The sequence below is a fragment of the Streptomyces sp. NBC_00572 genome (assembly GCF_026341815.1).
Taxonomy (GTDB): Bacteria; Actinomycetota; Actinomycetes; order Streptomycetales; family Streptomycetaceae; genus Streptomyces.
The window spans coordinates 219,959-238,589 of sequence record NZ_JAPENX010000002.1 but is presented as its reverse complement, the minus strand read 5'-3'; the positions used below and the strand labels follow the sequence as shown (position 1 = coordinate 238,589).

General features: G+C 68.5%; 13 protein-coding genes and 2 pseudogenes. 8 read left to right on the top strand and 7 right to left on the bottom strand.

Annotated elements, in window-relative coordinates; translation table 11 throughout:
- Nucleotides 1–685: 685 nt before the first annotated feature.
- On the bottom strand, nucleotides 686–1,264 hold the full coding sequence (locus tag OG514_RS33395) for a DUF6368 family protein (protein WP_266901205.1): 579 nt from the start codon (nucleotides 1,262–1,264) through the stop codon (nucleotides 686–688).
- A 367-nt stretch (nucleotides 1,265–1,631) separates the two neighbouring features.
- A complete protein-coding gene (locus tag OG514_RS33390) occupies nucleotides 1,632–1,883 on the bottom strand; it encodes a hypothetical protein (RefSeq protein ID WP_266901204.1) in 252 nt (83 codons plus the stop codon).
- Between the two features lie 427 nt (nucleotides 1,884–2,310).
- Between OG514_RS33390 and OG514_RS33385 the strand changes: the two genes are divergently transcribed.
- Nucleotides 2,311–3,170, top strand: a protein-coding gene (locus OG514_RS33385) for an IS5 family transposase (RefSeq protein WP_266901203.1) whose coding sequence is annotated in 2 segments (ribosomal slippage) — nucleotides 2,311–2,653 and nucleotides 2,653–3,170 — 861 coding nt in all. Because the reading frame shifts where the segments join, the coding sequence is not laid out codon by codon here.
- Nucleotides 3,171–3,248: 78 nt separating this feature from the next.
- Nucleotides 3,249–3,506 carry a DUF6221 family protein gene (locus OG514_RS33380; RefSeq protein WP_266901202.1) on the top strand — a complete coding sequence of 86 codons (258 nt, stop codon included), beginning with the start codon at nucleotides 3,249–3,251 and terminating at the stop codon, nucleotides 3,504–3,506.
- Between the two features lie 216 nt (nucleotides 3,507–3,722).
- Here OG514_RS33380 and OG514_RS33375 read toward each other — a convergent pair whose 3' ends face one another.
- From OG514_RS33375 to OG514_RS33365, 3 genes are all read right to left on the bottom strand, one after another.
- Nucleotides 3,723–4,022 (bottom strand): hypothetical protein, encoded by a 300-nt coding sequence (locus OG514_RS33375; RefSeq protein WP_266901201.1) that lies wholly within the window; start codon nucleotides 4,020–4,022, stop codon nucleotides 3,723–3,725.
- Between the two features lie 153 nt (nucleotides 4,023–4,175).
- Complete coding sequence (locus OG514_RS33370) at nucleotides 4,176–5,840, bottom strand: LuxR C-terminal-related transcriptional regulator (protein WP_266901200.1); 1,665 nt, start codon at nucleotides 5,838–5,840, stop codon at nucleotides 4,176–4,178.
- Nucleotides 5,841–6,154: 314 nt separating this feature from the next.
- Entirely contained in the window at nucleotides 6,155–7,198 is a 1,044-nt protein-coding gene (locus tag OG514_RS33365) for a calcium-binding protein (RefSeq protein WP_266901199.1), read from the bottom strand.
- Between the two features lie 538 nt (nucleotides 7,199–7,736).
- On the opposite strand from OG514_RS33365, the gene OG514_RS33360 reads away from it, so the two are divergent.
- From OG514_RS33360 to OG514_RS33345, 4 genes are all read left to right on the top strand, one after another.
- A complete protein-coding gene (locus OG514_RS33360) occupies nucleotides 7,737–10,481 on the top strand; it encodes a hypothetical protein (RefSeq protein WP_266901198.1) in 2,745 nt (914 codons plus the stop codon).
- A 17-nt stretch (nucleotides 10,482–10,498) separates the two neighbouring features.
- The gene (locus OG514_RS33355; RefSeq protein WP_266901197.1) at nucleotides 10,499–10,684 is read left to right on the top strand and encodes a hypothetical protein; all 186 of its coding nucleotides are present in this window, start codon (nucleotides 10,499–10,501) and stop codon (nucleotides 10,682–10,684) included.
- A gap of 18 nt (nucleotides 10,685–10,702) precedes the next feature.
- On the top strand, nucleotides 10,703–12,277 hold the full coding sequence (locus tag OG514_RS33350) for a hypothetical protein (protein WP_266901196.1): 1,575 nt from the start codon (nucleotides 10,703–10,705) through the stop codon (nucleotides 12,275–12,277).
- A gap of 1,611 nt (nucleotides 12,278–13,888) precedes the next feature.
- A complete protein-coding gene (locus OG514_RS33345; protein WP_266901195.1) occupies nucleotides 13,889–14,371 on the top strand; it encodes a DedA family protein in 483 nt (160 codons plus the stop codon).
- A gap of 945 nt (nucleotides 14,372–15,316) precedes the next feature.
- On the opposite strand, the gene OG514_RS33340 is transcribed toward OG514_RS33345, so the two are convergent.
- Entirely contained in the window at nucleotides 15,317–15,673 is a 357-nt protein-coding gene (locus OG514_RS33340) for a DUF805 domain-containing protein (protein WP_266901194.1), read from the bottom strand.
- A 1,016-nt stretch (nucleotides 15,674–16,689) separates the two neighbouring features.
- Between OG514_RS33340 and OG514_RS33335 the strand changes: the two genes are divergently transcribed.
- Nucleotides 16,690–16,956, top strand: coding sequence for a hypothetical protein (locus OG514_RS33335; protein WP_266901193.1), 267 nt, complete (start codon nucleotides 16,690–16,692; stop codon nucleotides 16,954–16,956).
- A gap of 239 nt (nucleotides 16,957–17,195) precedes the next feature.
- Nucleotides 17,196–17,357 (top strand): annotated as a pseudogene (locus tag OG514_RS33330) (IS5/IS1182 family transposase); the annotation flags it as partial.
- Between the two features lie 33 nt (nucleotides 17,358–17,390).
- On the opposite strand, the pseudogene OG514_RS33325 reads toward OG514_RS33330, so the two are convergent.
- A pseudogene (locus OG514_RS33325) lies at nucleotides 17,391–18,620 on the bottom strand (IS110 family transposase).
- Nucleotides 18,621–18,631: the final 11 nt, after the last annotated feature.

Genomic DNA, 18,631 nt, shown 5'->3' with positions numbered 1-18,631 from the left:
CGAGCGGTTGCGCTCCACCCTGGCAGCGGTCGGTCCGGCCGCCTTGGGGCGGGCCGGAGCCTGCATCGCCGGCGTTCGCCGGGGTACCGGTCAGCCGCAGCACGGTGCTCCGGCTGGTCGACGCACTCCCCGATCCCGAAGTCCCCGTGCCGCGGGTAGTCGGTCGGCGTCGACAAGTACGCCACCCGCAAGGGCCGCCCCTACGGCGCCGACCTCGTCGGCATCGAGAGGCGCCGCCCCGTCGACCTGCTGCCGGACCGGGAGGTGTCCGGGCCTGGCGGCCTGGCTCGCCGACCGGCCAGGCGTTGAGGTCGTCTGCCGAGACCGGGCGCCGCTTTTCGTCGAAGGCGCCGCCGGTCGCCCGCAGGCTGTTCAGGTCGCGGACCGGTGGCACTTCTGGCACAACCTGAGCGAGGCCGCCGAGCGGGCAGTCGCCCGGCACCGTCAGTGCCTTCGAGCCCTTGTTTCCCGTGACCCCCGAATCGACGCATCGTTCGAGAAGCGGCTTCTACCGACGGCGTAGAGATCCGGGCCCGCAACGAGTGGACCAGTCCCCGGCCGGCGACAGTCGCTCTCCACCGGCCCGCACGACGACAAGCCTGCCGCCTTCGAAAGCGATGCGATCACCGGCGGCCAGGAACGACACAACGACCTGACCCGAGCGTCGCCGAGTGAGTGGCGGGCGCTACTTGACCAGATGGAAACCCGGATGCTGCAGCCAGGCCTCCAGGAACTCCACGTCACCGACGTGCCGAAACGACCGGCCACCGCCCCCGGTGTCATACGAGACCTCCGCGACGCTTCCCGGAAGGGAGGCCACCAGGGACCTTGACCGATCCAGAATCGCTCCATCGCCCGTGTCATCACGCGGGGTGGGATGGCCCAGAAGGCCATCGAAGTCGATCAATGCGCCGAGGCGTTCGGCCAGCGCGATGGTCAGGTGGCCCAGCACCTGGTGGTTCGCCGGGCCCGAGCAGCCGGCGCCGAGCACCAGCCCCTGTACTGGTGGCTGCGAGAACGCCGAGTAGTCCTCGTCCTCCGCCGGTATCGCCTCGTCCTCCGACAGGAAGAACACGCCGGCGCCGATGGAGTCCACCGCAGGCAGACCCACGGCCGAACCGTCTCGCACCCAGAAGTCCAGGTCGCCGCCGGCCCTGGTCTCGACCCGCTCGCAGAAACTTTCCAGCCACGGGACCACATCGGCCAGGATGTCCCCGAATGCGCGCGGCTCGAAGAGCCACAGCCCGACCGCCGGTCCCGACATGTCGCCCCCAAGAAGTCGTATCCCCGTCCCATCCAGACCCGGTTCTACCAAGTCCGGATGGCAACCGCTTGATCATTTATGAGCCATCGCCCAGTGCTCTGGGCCGAGGAGGGATGTCCGTGTCACAGGGAGGGAATCGCCTGACCCGCACGCGGTGGCGCGGAACACCCAGTCTGGACCGTTCAGGAGTACTTGATAGCGAAGTGTCGCCGAGCGGCCATGTGCTGGTCGGCCACTCCAAGGTCGGTGACAGAAGGACCAACCGTCGCACCTTTCCCGAGGCGGCCTCCAGCGCCGCCGACGCGGCCTTCACCGGCGCCGTTCCCGGCATCACCGACTGTGCAGCTTGACTGTTCGGCGCAAGGGTTCACTCATAGACCGTGGCGGCCTGAAGCGCTCTCGCGAGGAATGCCCAGTCGCCACCTTCGGGGAGTTCCTGCCCCATGTTCTGATACCAGCCCGGTGAGTCATGCACCCACGCCGCAAGGGCCTCAAGGAAGCGGTCGAGGGTCTGGTTCTCCCACTCGTCACCTCGACGCAGGTAGTCCTCATGCAGTCCTCGAACGAACGAGACCAGTTCGTCACGGGTGCGGACTTCAGCCTCGGGAGTCAGTGACATGGAGCGAACCTACCCTGCACCTCGGCCCGTCGAGTTCTTGACGATCAAGAGGAGCATCAGCAGGTTCGGGAGGAGCAGTCCCTGACACCCTGGTGCTGGGTGGCGAAGACGAGGCGGCCGCCGCGCGGCCGTGTGGTGTGCCGGGGTTGCTGGGCACCGGATCGCAGAAGCGGTGGAGGGGGCCCGTACATTCGGGTTACCCCGCTCCAGGCGGCGCGCTTCGCCGGTCGCCCGGAGCGGGCTGGGCAGCCCTGCCGGCAGCACGTCGGTGGCGTCCTTGCCGTATGTGAGGGCGGACTCCTGACGTCGGTCCGGCCCGTCTGAGTCCAGGGTGACCCGTAGGCCTGCATCCGCCTCTGGCTTCCCTGGCTTTCCGGGCAGGGGACCTAGAGCGTGTCTCTTTGATCGGTTCATCAGTTGATCGGACATGTCTGTTCGGTTGGTGATCACTGATGCGATGTGGGATCGGATCGAGCCGCTGATGCCGGCCGATCCGGTCCGCGGCCGGCGGTGGGCCGACCACCGCCGCACCCTGGAGGCCATCGCGTGGAAGTACCGAACCTGCTCGCCCTGGCGGGATCTGCCGGACGAACTCGGCTCGTTCCAGACCGCCCACAAACGGCTGATCAGATGGGCCGTGGACGGAACCTGGGAGCGCATCCTCGCCGCAGTCCTGGCAGCGGCCGACGCTGATGCCGACATCGGCTGGACCGTCTCGGTGGACTCCACCATCTGCCGGGCCCACCAGCACGCCGCCGGAGCCCGGAAAAAGGGGCTCCAGACCTGGCCGAACCCGACGACCACGCTCTCGGACGCTCTCGCGGTGGCCTGAGCACGAAGATCCATCTTGCCAGTGACGGCCATGCACGGCCCCTCGCCCTCCGCGTCACTGCAGGCCAGGCTGGCGACGCCCCGGCTTTCGAGACTGTCATGGCCAGCATCCGTGTTCCGCGAAGCGGACCCGGAAGACCCAGGACCCGACCCGATGCCGTCCTGGCGGACCGCGCCTACTCATCCTGCGCAATCCGGAATCACCTTCGCCGACGCGGGATCCGCGCTGTCATCCCCCAGCCCTCCGACCAGATCGGCCATCGCCTGCGGCGAGGCCGCGCCGGAGGCCGCCCACCCGCCTTCGACGCCGAGGCATACAAGCAGCGCAACGCCGTCGAGCGCTGCATCAACCGGTTCAAGCAATGGCGTGGCCTGGCCATGCGGACCGACAAGCTCGCCATCGCCTACCAGGCCGCACTCCGCCTCGCGGCCATCCTCATATGGGCAGGCAGATGACCCGACTCAGGAGGCGGGATCATCGAAGTGGAAGGCGAACGCGCCCGACGCCGCCGGCCAGTACGCAAAAATCGCCTCATGGACGACCTCGTTAAGTTCCTTCGGGATCGCAACATGGAAGACAACCACGCCTATGCCGAGGTGGCTCACCGCTTCGGCGGCGACGCCCTCCTCGACAGCCACCTGCCGATGCTCGATCTGGTCGACATGCTGACCAGGCAATACGAGGCAATGGATCCAGCAGACGACCGCCACGCAGGTCTCGCTTACGCGCTCAACGTGCTGGCGCAGTCGTATGCCGAGCACCCCGGCTACCGCCCGGAGTGGCGTCCGTAGGACCTATCAAAGAGACACGCTCTAGGGGGTGTCTTGTCGATCAGGCCGGGCTCGCGGCGGCTGGCGCCGCGCCTCGCCGCGTTGTCGTCGGTCGGCATGGCTCCGCCATGCCTCCCTCCTCCGCCTTGCAATGCGTCCCCTCGGCCCCTGCGGGCCTGGGGAGACCCCATGCACCAGACGCCGCTCCCTGATCCGGCCTGATCGACAAGACACCCCCTAGTGGGTGACCGGCGCCGGAGACTGCTTCAGGCCCAGTGGACGGTCGGCGAAGGCCTTCTCGGAGTCGACCTCGTAGCAGATGTTGATGCTCGAGTCCCCGAGAGTCGTGTCGACGAAGCGCTGGACGTCCCCGACGGACCTGGTCTCGTAGAGGCACATCGCGGCGGACCCGTCGACGTGCGGGTAGAACTGCAGCACCCGGGTGCCGTCGGGTGCTCCGGTGCCGCTCATCAGGGCCTGGCCGCGGGGATAGGCGGTTTCCGGGTTCAAGATCTGGTGCTGGACCACGACGTACATGGTGTCCTCCTCGGTTCAGCGCCACGTCATGCGGTGCCATGCAGTGTCATGCGGTGCCATGCCGTGTCGATTCGTTCGGACGATTCGACAGTAGGCATGCGGAGGCGGGCGTCGCATCGCGCGTATTCACCAAGCAGTCAGCGAAGGGGATGGTCATTCCTGACCATCGGCTCTGACGAGGCCGTGCTCCAACGCCAGGGTGCTCGCCGCCGTCCGCGAGGAGACACCCAATTTGGCGAAGATGTTCTGCAGGTGCCGGGCCACGGTGTGCTCGCTGATCACCAGAGCGGAGGCGATCTGCCGGTTACGCGCGCCGCTGACCACTTGGCGGAGCACTTCGAGCTCGCGGGCCGAGAGACCGTGGGTGTCCGGGGCCGGCCCGCCACGAGCGAGGGAATCGACATGAGTGACGTCGGGCCCTGCTTCGAGCTCGGCGAACACGGCGCGAGCCGCCTGGAGCTCCAGGGCGGATGCGTCGTCGTCACCGAGCGAGCGGCAGGCGGACGCCACAAGGACGCGCGCCCGGGCGGCTTCGTACGGCGCCCCGAGCTCCTGCCACGCGTGCCACGCCCGCCTTCCTGCCGTGAGAGCGGCTTCGGCGTCGCCCCTCGCCAATGCCACCGAGGCGACGCTGTGCGCCGCCATCGCACGGAGCACGTCGCTGCCCTGGTGTTCCGCGATCGCCTCGATCTGGTGGGCGGCCTCGGCCGCACCGTCGACGTCGGGGGCGGCCCCGGCCAGCATGATCTCGACGTACGCCGGAAGCAGAGCCGCTCGCTCCAGCTCCCGGGTGTACTCGGAGATGGCACGCCGGATCGTCGCTGCCGCGGCCTCGTCGTTGCCCTGCGCCAGCCGCAGCAGCGCGAATCCGGGCTGCGGCTCGAATCCGCAGCGGTTGGCTTCCCGGTACGCGGCGTCGGCCTCGGGCAGGCGACCCCGCAGCCGGTGGATCTCGCCCTGCCGGTAGAACGCCTGACCGCAGGCAATCTGGTTCAGCACGCCCCGCGCGAATCGTTCGGTCGCTCGGCGGGCCGCATCGAGTGCGGCGGGCCAGGCGCCGCTGTACTGCAGCACCTCGGCCCGATGCACCAGACACAGACCGTTGTGGGCGACCATCTGCGGCTGCCGGTCGCACCACTGGGTCAAGGCGTCCGTCCACTCACGCTCATGACGCAGATCGAACAGATCGCGGCAGAAGACGATGGTGTTGCAGTAGACGATGCCGCTGACGATCGGCGAAAGCGCACCGGACTCGACGACCACGAGCGTCTCGTCGACGAGGCGCATGCCCTCGCTCACACGGCCCAGGCTCACCAGGGCGCGGCCCTGCTCGTCACGTGCCAACCACATCAGGTCCGCGTCGCCGAACCGCTCGCCGATCTCGGCGGCTTCGGTCGCCGTCGCGTAACCAGACTGCCAGTCACCGCCACCCATCTGGCTCAGCCACACCGGGATGAGGAGGTATCCGCGTTCGACGCAGTCCCGCCCGTCGGCCTTCAGGAGCCGCTCGCCGAGCGAGAACCAGCCGCTCGCCCGGGCGCCGTGCCCCCGGAACAGCATGCTGTGGCCGATCCATACGGCGCAGCGGACGGCGCGGGGTACGTCGCCGGCGTCCAGCCACAGCGTGTGCGCGCGCTCCAGCCCCGCCACGTACTCGTCGTCGCGGCCGAGCATGTACGCGGACCTCGCCAGTAGCTCCAGGTCACTGGGCCCCAGCGGTGTCGCCGCGTCCACGGCCCCCAACCCCTCGAAGGCATCGAGCCAGGCCGCCGCGGCGTAGTACGCACGGCCGCGGGCAAGATCGGTGTCGGTGTCCACGAGGCGAGTATCGACCCGTTGCCGCACGACACCACGGGTCAACGCTCGCAGGGCGTGTTACGCCTTGGCGCGGGCCAAGGAGCAGCCCTGGCGAGATCGAACGTCTCTGGGTCAGCCCGGTCGGCGCCGAAGACAAGCCCGCTCAAACGGACCGGCCTCAGATCATCGAAGCGAGGGTCTCGGCCAGATCATCGAAACGCCCGTCAATCAGATCATTGGATCGTCGGTCGATGAGTGCCGTCGACCGGCGATCCGAACCCGCTCCAGGAGGCGGCTCGGCGGAGTACCACTCGCATCGGCCTGGCGCCGGTGCGTCAGGGGCAGCCCGGGCCGGTGGACGGGCGGAGGCAGGCATCGCGACCGAGCCCGCCGTCGTTGGTGTCGGTACCGGCTCCGCCGCCGAGGACGTCGTTGCCGAGGCCACCGCCGTCGGCATCGTTGCCCGGCCCGCCCGACACCACGTCGTTGCCGGCTCCACCATCCAGGGTGTCGTCGCCACTCCCGCCGTCAAGGGCGTCGTTGCCGCCGCCTCCTTCGACGCGGTCGGCACCGCCGTTCCCGGCCAGGCGGTCGTTGCCGTCGCCGCCACGGACAAGGTCGTTGCCACCGAGGCCGTCGACCACATCGTTGCCCGCGAGGGCGAAGATCACGTCATCGCCGGGCGTCCCGGTCAGGTGGTTGCTGCCGGTTGTACCAGTGACCGTGGCCTGGGCGACCGTCGCGCAGGTGGCGGGCGGCGGCACGTCGTACGTGATGGTCACCTGAGCAGGCCCGCCCATGTACGTGGAACTGCCGTCGGCGGGCACGTGGTTCGATCCGCCGCCTCCGCCGCCTCCGCCTGCGGGACCGAGGGTGCCGTCGGGGAAGACGGCGCTGCAGCCCCCGCCTCCTCCGCCACCGAACCAGCCGCCCCCGCCGCCGCCCAGGGCAAGGCCTCCTCCTCCTCCTCCTCCTCCTCCTCCGAGACCCGCCAGGCCGACGGTGCCGTTCGGCAGCGCTTCCGACCGGCAGGACTCTTCGCCGGTGCCACCGGCGGAGAGGGTGGCACCTCCGCCGCCTCGGCCGCCCTCCGGGCGTCCCTGACCGTTCTCCCCGGTGTCTCCGGCATCACCACCGACGGCTTCGGGCGCCGCGATCGTGACACCACCCGCGCCCCCTCCGCCTCCGCCGGCCGCGACGATCAGGCGCGGGCCGGTGCCGACCGTGCCGGTCAGGACGCAGCCGGAGTCGGCCGAGCTGCAGGTCCGAACGTCGCTGGCCTCGCCACTGGTTTCCGTGCCGCCGGCCGCTGGTCCGCCACCGGCGTCCACGTTCACGTAGGGGGTGGAGCCGGGGGCGACGGCGAGGCTGCCCGTCACGGTAGCCGCTCCCGCCCGCGCCGCCCCGGCCCGCAGGTGTGCCACTACGGCCCGCGGATCCGGTGGCGGTGACGGCAAGCTGCGTGACGCCGGAGGGTACGACGAAGTCGTGTTCACCGGGCGTCGTGAACGTGTTCGTCACGGGCACCGCCGCTGCAGGCGTGGCGATGGGCACCATCAGCGCCGCCTGCAGGCCCGTAGCGGCCAGCAGGACGGCGGCACGACGGGCCGGTCTCCGCTCCCGCACAGCTCCGGTCCCGCTTCGTCTTAGGGCGTGTTTCGAAAGTAGCGTCGTCTGCCCGAAGGGCCGGCCGTAGTCGGGGGCGTCCTCAGGGCCGCGGCGGACCGCCTCGACAGCGGCCTGCTCGCGCGGGGTGATCCGGTTCGCGTGCGCCGGTGGTACGGGGAGCTGTTCTGGCAGGGCCAAAGAGAGACACTGCCTGGCCCAGTCGGGTGGCCGGGCAGCTGATGTGGTGAGGATCCAGTCCCGCCATGGAACCTGGAAGGCATGTACTGACCGAGTGAAGGGTTACCCGACATGACGCTGGTCGTCACGTTCGTCGGCGCAACGCCCGTCCTGGGTAGCGCAGTTGGATCCTCGTACAGGCTCTGGACCTATAAGGTCGAAGGCAACCCGCAGGAGCTCCCCAACGGGAACCGGATCTCACTCGCGCTGTCCACCGACATCAGCGTGCTGGATCCCGCCTCGCTCCCCGGAGTGGTCGGCCTGGAAGGGATGTTTCTCCAGAAGGACGCGAACGACCCGCGCCAGTACGTGGGCCGGGTGATCAGCGGATCCGGGCCCCAGACGATCGCCTTCGTGGCCCCGGCCCGCGCCGCCAACGGCGACGTCCTCCTCATGAAGTCCACCTCCGGAAACCCGTTTGTCTCGGTGCCCTTCGCCGTCGTGGCGAACGGGTCCACGAGTCATTCGCAGCGCATCAATGTGCCGGCTCCGGGCCTGCCGACGTTCGTGGGACGGCCGCTGGCGGACTTTACGGGTTCGCTGCCGTACGCCAGTGAACTGTTCGGCGTCTACCACCCGCTGACCGGATGGTTCGGCGCCTACTCCTCCATGGCTGCCGCCACGGCCCATCCTTCCTCCCCGTTCGCCGGTCTGACGACGCTCGGGCGTTTCCGCGGCCCGGAGGCCCGTACGATGACCGATCCGGCGCTTGCCGCGCTCGCACAGCACTACGACGCGGTGGAACTCTCCGGCCTGTCACCGGTGGGAATGGTGAATCTCTTCCGGGAGTACTTCTTCGAGTTCGACACCTTCCTCGGCACGCCGGCGGGACACATCTGGGTCAGCCCGGGCGGCAGCGTCGAGGTCGTCGAGACCAGCACCAGGCGTACGTTGGTAGAGAAGGTCGCCGAGGTGTCCGAGGAGGTCTCGCGGAAGACCGAGGAGAGCCTGACCGAGCAGGACGACGTCGCCGACGCCGTCAAGGAGGACAACTCCACGGACACGAAACTCGGCGTCAGTGCCACCGGCGGAGTGAACGCGAAGATCTACCACGCCGACGCCAGCGCCAGCTTCAGCACCCAGAACACCGTCAAACGGGGATCCGAAGCCACCCACAAGCACGCCCGCACCCAGACCGCCAAGGCCACCAGCGAGATCAAGCGGAACTTCAGGACCACCTTCAAGACGGTGACCGAATCGACGGACACCTCCAGCCGCCGGTACGTCCTGCAGAACAACACCACCGAGCTGGTGAACTACGAGATCCGCCGCAAGATGCGGAAGGTCGGGGTGCAGCTCCAGCACATCGGCACGCGGCTGTGCTGGCAGGTGTTCATCGGCGAGCCGGGCGGCGAACTCGGGCTGGGGGACATGGTCCACGTCGTCGAGGCGCCCGACCTGACCGCGATCCAGAAGCCGGAGAAGAAGGCCGTCCCTCAGGACCAGAAGGTCACGCACCAGCTGTCGCTGACGTTCGTCCTGACCCATGGCGCGGATCACGACGCCGAGAACACCTACAAGCCGGACACCGACCCCAACGTCGGCATCTTCGAACCCGACGTGGGGGAGAACGATCTCATCCAGTTCCGGTTCAACTTCCCGCTGCCGGCGCCACCGGACGGCTACGAGATCAAGAAGGGCGTCGCCCCGGAGGTCGACTTCCGCGGAGCCCAGGTCCAGTTCACACTCGACCCCGCTGTCCTGGGCATCCCGGAGAACCCGGAGGTGGCCAAGAACAGCCTCGGACTGCGGCTGACATACGCCAACTTCCAGGGCAACAAGTCCCTTCCCTTCAGCGCGGCCATCACGTACACGCCCAAGGCGGAGACCAAACAGGCGATCGAGAAAGCCAACGACGAGGCGGAAGCCGCCTACAAGAAGGAAGTCGCCCGGCTGCAGCACGAGGCCTACGGCAAAGCCGTCCATGAGCGGCTGCGCCTGGTGAGCACCATGCGCGCCCGCACCCCCGAGGAGATGCGCAGCGAAGAGCGCCGGGTGGTCTTCCGTAACCTCATCCGTCGGCTGGAGCAGGCCGACCAGTACCCTAGGAACCCGGCGCATCTGCCCTTCCCCGAGGCCGAGGGCATCCAGCATCTCTTCGACGTGGAGGAGATGCTGTACTTCGTCGCCCCGGATTACTGGCGCCCGGGCCCGGTGCCTTCCCCCGCCGTCACGATGAACAGCACGGGCCGGTATCCGCTGCCTCCGGAGGACGAGACGACGCCGTCCGGGGCCGCGGCCCTTCCCCTCCAGGGGCAGACAGTGGCCGGCTGGTACTCCCGAGCCGAGAAGTACCGGGCGGTCGACGCGCAGTCGTCGTCGCCGGAATGGCGGGTGGACTACCTCATCACGGAGCAGACCCAGCCCGCGCCGCTCGGGAGTTCTCTGGGATGGCTCATCCAGATCGACGGCGACGAGCGGCGCAACGAGTTCCTCAACGCCGCCTGGGTCAAAGCCGTCCTCCCCGTCCGGCCGGGTCAGGAGCAGGCCGCTCTGGACTGGCTGACCAGCGTCGAGGGGGAAGCCGGGCTCGACGTGCCCTACGTCCGCCGGGACGGCGACCCCGACACGTTCCAGGGCAAGAAGATCGGTCAGGTGCTCTCCTTGGTCGCCGACCAGCTGAAGGTGGCCAACACCGACTACAAGGTCACCCAGGTCTCGGAGAAGATCTTCGAGACCGGTTTCGACCCTCTGGCCGGGGGATTCCGTCCGGCCCAGCCGTACGAGGTGTTCGACCAGTGGACCGAGGTCCTTCCGACCGACCAGGTGGCCGCAGTGGCCGTGCAGTACGACCCGAAGACCGGACAGCAGCTGTGACGGCACAGGAGGCCGCTGTGAACGTGTACACCGTCGAGTACGCGACCCCGAAAGACCCGCCGCTGAGGGAACGCAGGCTCAAAGCCGACGACTACACCGTCCACGGCGACTTCGTCGACTTCACGACCGCCGACGGCAAGAAGGTCTTCAGCGTCCATGTCGAAGCCGTCGTGACGATCTCCAGGGAAGCCGCCGCGACCTGAGGACCAGGACCCAGCGACATGCTCATCACCATCGGCGTCACGGACGTCATCGGCAGGCCCTTGCCGAATGCCCGCATCCGACTCGTCTTCACATCCCCGAGCGGCCCCGAACCCGTCACCCTGAACCCGAGGCCGGGGCAGCAGGTGGACGCCCCCCTGGCGCTGAACCAACTAGAGATCTACGTGTCGATGGACGGCTTCGCGGACGAGCTGTTCCTCATCTCCGCGATCGGCGCCTCCGGCTGGCTGTCGTCCAACCCGGCGGGGCACGCCGTGCTGCACGACGGGGCGCTCGACATCTCGACCACGATCGGCACCGTACGGCTGGCTCCGACCGTCACCGTGCAGCCGGAAGCGGAGCTGTCGGGAAACCCCCGAGCCGCACTCGTCGACCATGCCGGCGGGGAGGAGTGGATCTATCGCGGTGCCTTCCACAACGCCGAGACGATGCGCCGCCTCGACGAGCCGATCTTCGGAGACCTCACCGGGATGGAGTGGAAGCGCTTCAACTATTCGCGGGTACTGGTCGATCTCGCCAGGCACGGCCGGTTCGTCCTGCTGGAGTTCGGGCCCCATGAGCTCTCCGGCGCCCGGCTGCCCCGCTTCCTGATCGGAACCTGGGTGCCGTTCAAGCCGTTGGCGGCGACTCCGGAAGTGGTGGTCTTCTACTCGCCGCCGACGTTCGTCAACCGCGGCTACCCCGCGGACTCCTATCCGTTCCTCGGCGAGTACCCGTACGGCATCACCAAGGCGAAAGCCGCGAAGGACGTGACGCAGCCCTACGTGGGGCTCGCGGTCAACTACCTGGTGAGCGGGTACAAGATCCTCTACCAGTTGCTGGCCGCCGGCCGGAACCCCATCGTGGTGATGCCCGTCCAGCCAAGTGCGAACTGGGGTCCGCTGGACACCCAACCGGGCCTCGGCCGCCTCCTCAAGGAGGTCGTGCGCTTCCTTTACGCCAACCAGCTCGTCTCCAGCAGGACCGCACCACTGGTGAAGGTACGCATGCCCAACGGAAGGACCTCGCTGTTCCCCCTGGTGGGCCGGCGCGGCGACGATCAGGTGCCGCGTACGTTCACCGCCACCGTCTCGGGCTTCAGCGCCGGGATCAACGCCGTGGTGAACCTCTGTACGGGCCGCCGTTTCGACGAGCGCCTCTACCCGCCGGCGCTCTTCCACGCACCTCCCGAAACCTTGATGAGCTCCTGGCATGAGCTGTGGGACATCGATGGCGTGGACAGTGCGGGATGGGACCACATGGTGCAGACGTTTCGCCAGTGGCTGCCGGGCAGCACCCGACGCACCCTGCGCGCCTACCACTCGCAGACCACCTACCGCCGCACGGACAACGGGCTGGTCCCGCAGGGCCGGGTCACCCGGCTGCCGCGCGTCCCCGTGAAAGGCGTCTACGCGGAGGAGGGCCACACCGCGGACGGGCGGGTGACCTGGGTGCACTTCTCCGACCCCGCCCTGGAGGGAGACGTCAAGGCACCGGGTCACGAGAAGACCGTCCCCGAGTTCGGGACCCTGGATGCCCACCACTTCGTCCCCGCGATCGCCTTCGGTCACGCCGCGCAGTTCCCACTGCCCTGAACGCGAGGCCCGGACGCGGCGCGTCGGAGGGGGCTCGATCGCGGTCGGTTTCGTCTCCGACGGACGTGCGGGACGCGGGGGTGTGGACGATGGTGCAATTCTCCAGCCCGATGGCCACGGAATTGGCCATGGGGACGGAGGAGCTACCGTCACCGTGGCCCCGGAGAGGTGATGCAGCTCCTTCATCCCCAGCGATGTCAGGGTCGTGTACTGGCCAAGGTCTGCCGTCTGTGTGTGGGTTGCTACGGGAGAGGTTCGAAACGGCCAGGGCCTGCATCACGGGTGGCGCAGGCCCTGGTCGGCGGGCTCGCTCAGCCTGTGCAGCCGGGCGGGGCGCAGTTGTTGGGGCGGTTGCCCGTGACTCGGCTGCTGGTCAGGGCGCGGCGCCGAGCGAGGAGTCGATGGCCGCGCCGGTCGTCGACCTGATGACGGCACTGGTGAAGTCCGTGGCCGAAGCGGGCGAGCGCCGTGGCGAGACAGGTCCCCTGCCGGCGGCAAGGCGACGGTGCGCGAGCTGCCCGCGAAGCCGAAGAAGACGCGGCGGCCACGGCCACGGCCAAGAAGACCCCCGCGAAGACGGCGACGTCCCGGCGCCCGGCCAGATCGAGGTCCTCGATGTCACCGTCCAGGACGGACGTCGCCAATACACCTCAGCTCACTTCGGCGGCCTCTTGATCCAGGTGGCATCAGGCTCCACGTTGACATCGGCCTCGCCAGCCTTCTTCCCGATAAAGAGATGGAAGTCGACGTGCCGGATGAAGAAGTCACCTACGCCTGAGGTTCCTGAGGGTGGCTTCTCGTATGAGGCGTCAAATTTCCGGCAACCAGTCCGCCTGGGATGACCGGCCTCAGTCACTACGCGTGGTGTGGCTGGAACGGCTGGGCCGATCACCGATTCGGCTGGCTATGGCGAGACGACCGGCGAGGACGACGGCAACGATCCGCGGGACACCGCTGCGGTCCGTGCTGCTGGGGGATCTTGACGGATCTTGACCATCCGCGTCTGGGAAGGGAAGGCCACCAGTGGTTCGTCGACCATGACCCAGCCATCCGCGCCTGCGCAGTGCCCTCGCCAGAGTGGCAATGACAAGGGCGCAGCAGATGATCCTCTAGGCTCTGCTCGGCAGGCGATCGTCGCCCCACAGTGTCTCGAACCCACCGCAGCCGACCCTTGGACCGGACACCCACCGCCGCACATCGAAGGCCGCCCGTGACACGCCCTTCCGGCCACGGCCACCAACCGCACGAGCGACTTCGAGGAAATCCTGCCGGCTGCCGGGGCCTTCGCACCGTCCGGCAGCAACCTCACCACTGCCGACGACTGTGGACCGCTGCTTACCGCAGCATTCCCCTCCGGCTACGACCAGGGAACCTGCCCCGTATCCGCTGTATGGGCATTAGGTTAGGCTGCCCTTGTCTGACGTGCGGGTTCGGGCGTGTGAGTTCGGGTTCGGGTGCCGCAGGTGGGAAACAGAGGACGGAACGGGCAGAGGCGGGGCGCAGGTGAGAGGCGGTGATCGGGCTTGTGCGCGTCGTGCGCTCGGTGGAGTGGGACGCCCATGCGGGTGACGGGGAACGCGGGTTCCGGACCGGCGCCTGAGACGAGGCACTGTGGATAAGATCGCGGTCACGGCCGGAGCCCTTTACGTCATCGTCCTGCTTCGCGCCGGAGGGACGTTCGCCGTCGGGTGGCTGGCCGGCGCCGGTGCCCGGCGCAGCAGGTTCGCGGGGCGGATCGCTTCGGCGAAGTTCCGGCGCGCCGAGCGAGCGATCCAGCGGTGGGGCGCGCCGGTGGTGGCCGTCTCCTTCCTGACCGTCGGTTTCCAGACCGCCGCCAACTTCCTCGCGGGCAGCATGCGCATGCCACTCCCGCGCTACCTCCCCGCCCTGTTCGTGGGCGGAGCGGCCTGGGCGCTGGTCTACGCGACCGCAGGGCTCGGCGTGCTCGAAGTGCTGGGACGACTCTTCGCCGAGCGGACGGCCCTCGGGGTGTCCGCCGTGGCTGTCCTCCTCCTCGCGGTGTGCGGGGTGGTGATGTACCTCAGGAGGAGAGCGGTCCCGTCCTCCGGCGGCCCCGTGGCCGACGAATCGTGAGCCCGTCCCGCGAGTACAGGTCCCTCGACAGGGGCGACGTGCACACGGCCCTCGCTCTCCTCGGACGGGATCCGTAGGGCGAGGTCGTGCGCGAAACGGGGTTGCTTGACCCTCCTCCGTTCCGTCCCGTCCCTTCCCGCCTGGCGGGCCGCAGGCGGGTGCCGGGTGGCGAGCAGGAGGCCGTCCGCGGGGGGTAGTGGTGTGGAGGCCTGTCGGAACGAGGCGGCCGGGGCTTGCTCCAGTGTGCTGCGTATGGCGGTGTCGATGGCCCGGGTGTGGACGGCGGCGTCGGAAGGGTGCGCGACGAGCGTCGGTCTGGCGAGCGCGTCGAGCGCTCCGGAAACGAGGACGCTGTCGCCGCGGTTCCGGAGAGCGAGGCCGTTTCCCGGGCCGAGACTGCCGTCGGCGAGAGCGGTCGGAAGTCGGCGGGCCTGCCCAAGGCGGACTTCGAGCACCGCTACGCGAGGCCATCGAAGGGCGGGTAGCGGCCATGGCGGGTTGCCTTCCGGCACCCGGACAGGACCGGACCGACGAGGGGCGGGCGGCTGGCATGGCCGGATCGGCAGCCTGAGGCAGGTATGGAGTCCGGCGGTGCGGGCGACGGAACAGCCAACTTCCGGGTTGGTATGAAGTGCGGACCGCCAAGCGCTGACCCTTGCTCGCGTGGAATGTCCCGTCAGCGGCATCGACGTCGAGATTCGCCACCGGTTGCTCCCTGCTCCCGGCTCCCGGCTCGCGCGAGGAGCCCAAGCGCTCGGCCCGGGGCTGCGCCCCTCCAGTGCGCGGTCGTCCGATCGGCCAGGAACCCTGGCGACGACAACATGGCGTCGGGGGAGTGGGGCGGTGGCGCGCCCGCGGCCTATCGCTCCGTGCCCGCTCGCCGCATGCGCAACGGAACCCCCGGCAGGGGACCTGCCGGGGGTTTCGGAGCAGGGACGTGGTCCGTCAGTAGGCCGTGGCCGGCTTCGGGTTCGGGCCGTAGGCGTTGTCGCGCTGCTCGCCTTCGGTGGCGAGGAAGACGATCAGGATAATGCCGCCGACCACCGGTATCAGGCCGATGAGGACCGACCAGCCGGAGCGGCCGGTGTCGTGCAGGCGGCGCACGGTCACGCCCAGGTGCGGCAGGAGCACGGCCAGGAAGTAGATCGGGTAGAGCAGTGGGAATGTGCCGATTGCGAGGTCGACCGTCGCGACGACGATCACCGCGAATATGTTGAACACGAAGAACATCCAGTGCTCCTTGCGGCGCGCACGTCCACTGAACACCACGTACTTCTTGAGAACTTCGAGGTACCAGTTCATTCTTTTCCCCCAATGACTAGGTATGACGAGCGGGAGCTTTCCTTTGGAGCAAGCTCTGCGAGTGCGCGTCTCGGCGGCGAGTACCTCGATGGTCGGCTGCTGCCCGAGTTCGGCGGTGAGGTACTCGTGCAGGGCAGCGCTGCGAAGTGTACGTAGGTCCCGAGCGCCGGAGCACCGTAACTAGCCATGCAGGTAGGGCAGTTCAGGGCCTACGGGGTTGGGGGAGGTGCGTTACGCAGCATGGCGTCGGCGCAGTCGAGCAGGCAGACCATGGGGCTGCGGTGGCCGCCTGTCGACGCATCGATCCTGGTGGTCGGCAAGGCCTGGATCGCGAGTTTCATGGCGAAGATGACGGACTTCACCCCTCCAGCTCAGCGATATACATGCGCAACGCGAAGTCCGGAAGATTCAACCAGCCCGTGCTCAGCCCTCCGCGGCTTACGAGCCGCCGCCGAACTTCCCATTTCGCCATGCCTCCGCGGCCTGAGCGACGCTTACCCCTCCGCAGCACCACCCCCCCCGGATCCCGAGACCGAAGAGATGCACCGCCACACCTGCCGGGCCGCATGCATCTCCTCCCTGACGAGCCCGTCACACCCGCGGCCGTCGCTCAGGACGACTTCGCGCCGCTCACTTCTCCCGGGCCCCAGAGCCGCCTCTGCCTCATCGCGGAAGGGAGAGATCCAGTCCTTGGGGGACAGACTCACCGCCGCCCGCCGTCTCTTCTGCACCTGCGGGTAAGCGGAGCTGAAGGCGATGCTGCCCGGCCACATCACCGATCTGCGCGAGGCGGCCGATGACCAGAGCAACGGCGAGGAGACGACCGGGCTTCTGGCCACCGCGTAACGGCCGCAACGAGCCCGTTGCTGAACCAGGGAGATCAAGGCAACGCCCGATTTTCGGTGGGACGTCATCGTGACGAGGCCGCGAGGGCGACGACCCCGACGCCTTCGAAACCTCCGGCCCGTACGGGACTGGTCGGCCCACATGGACGAGGTGAGGTCGCCGACCGCACGGTGAAACGGGCCGACGACCTGGCCGACCTCCTGGCGCAGATGCGCGAGCGCGTGGACCGGCTCCTGTTGGACGAAGACGCATACGTTTTGGTGCTGAAGGCCGCCGACGAGCTGGAGGGCATCTTCGCCTCCACCGCCCCGCCCGCCGCCCGAGTCCCCTTCCGTGAACAGGAGGTACCGGCGGCCGAGATTCGCCGAGGCCCTCGGTATGACCCAGAAAGAGCAGCCCGCACCCGCCTTATCCACTATGAGCACCTCAACCTCTGACCGGCCGAACGACCGGGGGAGCCGGTGCGACCGCGGGGGCAGGCTCCCCGGGACACCACCGTCCCGCGGCGCCCGGTCGCACCAGCGCCCCACGCAACAGGCGCGGGGCACAGGAGGGTGGCCGAATGAGAAGCTGCCCGGGCACTGCCGACGCCGAAGGACCCCTCGACGGGGTTGTCGCGTCGACTCCACCGTCGTCAGCGCCCCCCCCGGACCCTGCAAGAGGGGCTGCGGCGGGCGCGCCGTTTGGCATCTCGAAGTCGGCGGCCGACCGCATCATCGACCGGCTCGGCCCGCTCATCGCATTCCAGCCTCGGCGCCGGTTCGCCAAGGACACCGTGCTGGTAGTCGACGGCACCCTGGTGCCTACCCGGGACCACAGCATCGCTGAGCAGTCAAAGACATCTCATGTCGTCGGTAGGTCAAGTAGGCGGTCAGGCCGCGAGCTCCAGGGGTGCCGCGAAAGCACGATCGGGGTCGAATAGCGTGCGGCGTTGCAGGCAGTGGTAGAGGCAGCCGAGGAGTTTCTTGAACAGGTTCCTGAGAGCTGCCGTATGGCGCTCTCCACCAGCGCGCCGTCGGTCGTAGTGGGCGCGTGGAGCCTGCGTGCGAAGGGCTGCGAAGGCCCACATGTGCCCGGCTGAGGCCAGCCGCTGATTCTTGACGGTCCGTGCCACCACGACGTGGCTGCGCCCGGAGGCCCGAGTGATAGGGGCTGCGCCCGCGTACGCCTTCATGGCGCGGGCATCTGCAAAGCGGTCGCGGTCATCTCCGAGTTCGGCGAGCACTCGTGCTTCGGAAAGCACAGACAGCCCAGGGAAGCGGGTGATGATTTCGGCATCTGGGTGCGCAAAGAATGCCTCTTCCGTCGCTGCCGCGAGCTGAGCGACGCTGTTGCATGAGGCATCGACCTGGCGGATGAGCGCTACTGACTGGTGTCCCAGGGCCTGCTCGACTTGCGGCAGTTGCCGCAGGTAGTCCGCGCGGAAGATTGTCCGAAGCCGCTCGACCTCAGCCTCGATTCCGCAGCGTGGACGCTCGCCCCGCTTGAGCAGCGCACGCAGCTGGCTGCGGGAGAGTTTGGCAGCGTCGGCCGGCATGGGTGCGGCGGTGAGAATCACGCGAGCACGTGGCGAATCGAGTCCCGGTTTGCCGGGGCCGTGGAAGGCAACAAGAGCGGCTGGATAGTACTCCCGCAGATGCGACCGGGAGCCGGTTCATCATCTGTTGCCGGTCCCAGATGGCGTCCTGGTGAGCGCGGGCCAGGACAGCGACGGCCTGCCCGGCCTCGCTGTCGTCGGGAAGGGGGCGTGGGCGTGCCGATCGGTCCGAAGGATATTTGCCAGAACACGGGCGTCCGCTGCATCGGACTTGGCGCGGGAGACGCGATCGCAGTAGCGGGCCGCGGCCAGTGGGTTGATTGCGTAGACTTGTCGGCCGGTTGCCCGCAGGCTGGCGACGAGGAGGCCACGTGGCGTCTTGATAGCAACGGGGATCGGATGCTCTGCGGAATCGCCATGCCTGGTCAAGAGTTCGATCAGTGCGTGGAAGCCGGCACTGTCGTCGCTGATCCGCAGCTTGGCGACTTGGGATCCGTCCTGGTCGACCAGGGCTATGTCGTGGTGCCCCTCCGCCCAGTCAATTCCGCAGAAGATCTCGCTCAACACTGTGCCTC